The 1,584-nt window shown below is 38.0% G+C and carries 2 protein-coding genes; both read left to right on the forward strand.

From position 1 onward, the window contains the following. Positions 1–80 precede the first annotated feature (80 nt). Positions 81–305, forward strand: a complete 225-nt coding sequence (locus C9J34_RS21450) for a YozE family protein (RefSeq protein WP_107842188.1) — start codon at positions 81–83, stop codon at positions 303–305. Between the two features lie 304 nt (positions 306–609). Next, entirely contained in the window at positions 610–1,314 is a 705-nt protein-coding gene (gene deoD / locus C9J34_RS21455) for a purine-nucleoside phosphorylase (protein WP_107842189.1), read from the forward strand. Positions 1,315–1,584 lie beyond the last annotated feature (270 nt).

The raw sequence follows: 1,584 nt of genomic DNA on the forward strand, positions 1-1,584 counted from the left end.
TAAATTATTCATTATTTATATAAGTGTACCTATATATAAGCACTTTGTGAAGTATATTTTAATAAAAAGGGGAGAAATTTTTGAAAAAGTCATTCTATTCTTATATTTTAACATACCGAGGTGGCGCGGCAAATGATGCGAAAATACAGTTTGCAGAAGCTTGTTTTCGCGACACAAGCTTTCCTAAAATGTCGACATCGTTTGAAGAGCTATCACAATATATCGAGATGCAAGGAGACGATATTTTGGCGGCTTCAACATTTGATGAACTATGGTCTTTATATGTAGAGAAATACGGTGAATAAAGAGAGCATAGCTTCAACATGGAAGAACACAGGCTAAGAGCTGTCCAGCCTATCAAAAATAAATTGGGGTCCACAAGATGTTGGTCATACAAGCGATTTATAGGCTATTATCACTTTCTTCATTAATATGTAGGGAGTCATATAGCCTGCACCTGTCGCTCCGCTTTCACAACAAAAATGACTACTGTTATGTATTCAGAAAAGATTTTTAAATAGGAATCAAAAGCAAGACGTCTAACCTTGCGGAAAAAGCTGAAAACAAGTATGATATGAAGTGACTAATGATGAAACGAGGGAGAAAATAATGAGTATTCATATTAATGCAAAACAAGGTGAAATTGCTGACATCGTATTACTTCCAGGGGACCCTTTACGTGCAAAGTATATCGCAGAGACATTTTTGGAAGATGTAACATGCTATAACGAAGTGCGCAATATGTTTGGCTTCACAGGTACGTATAAAGGTAAGCGCGTATCTATTCAAGGGACAGGTATGGGTGTACCATCGATTTCCATTTATGTGAATGAGCTAATGGCAGAGTATGGCGTACAAAAATTAATTCGCGTAGGTACATGTGGTGCAATCCAACAAGATGTAAAAGTACGCGACGTGATTTTAGCACAAGCTGCAACAACAGATTCTAAAATGAACGAAATCATTTTCAACGGCATTGACTATGCGCCAATCGCCAACTTCGATTTATTATTAAAAGCATACAACGCTGGTAAAGAAGCAGGCTTAAGCTTGCAAGTAGGAAATGTTATGACAGCGGACATGTTCTACTCAGAAGAAAACCAAAACGAAAAATTAGCACGCTACGGCGTACTAGCTGTGGAAATGGAAGCAGCTGCACTTTACACATTAGCTGCAAAATACGGCCGCCAAGCACTAGCCATCTTAACAGTTTCCGACCATATTTTGACAGGCGAAGTGACATCAGCAGAAGAACGCCAAACGACTTTCAATGATATGATTGTTGTTGCATTAGAGGCGGCTATTCAGGAGTAAGCGTAGCAAAGGTTTGGATATTGGAATAAATTTCAATATGTCCAAACACAAAATTTAGCAACAGAAAATACTCAATGAGTGACTAGATAAACTAGGGCTTGTTGGGTATTTTTTGTTTATTCATTAAAAGAAAAAATTATTAGTCCCTTGTTTTAAAATGCATAGTTCAAAAGTAATGATTCGCCCGTAAGGTAGGTGAATTCGCCCGCAAACTGACCATTTTCGCCCGTTAAAAAGTGAAATTCGCCCGCAAGGCAACCACTTTCGCAC

It is taken from the genome of Metasolibacillus meyeri, assembly GCF_003049505.1.
Lineage (GTDB): Bacteria > Bacillota > Bacilli > Bacillales_A > Planococcaceae > Metasolibacillus > Metasolibacillus meyeri.

Bases quoted from the DNA above. Each gene is read 5' to 3' on its own strand.
- deoD (WP_107842189.1), top strand. From the start codon at position 610: ATGAGTATTCATATTAATGCAAAACAAGGTGAAATTGCTGACATCGTA.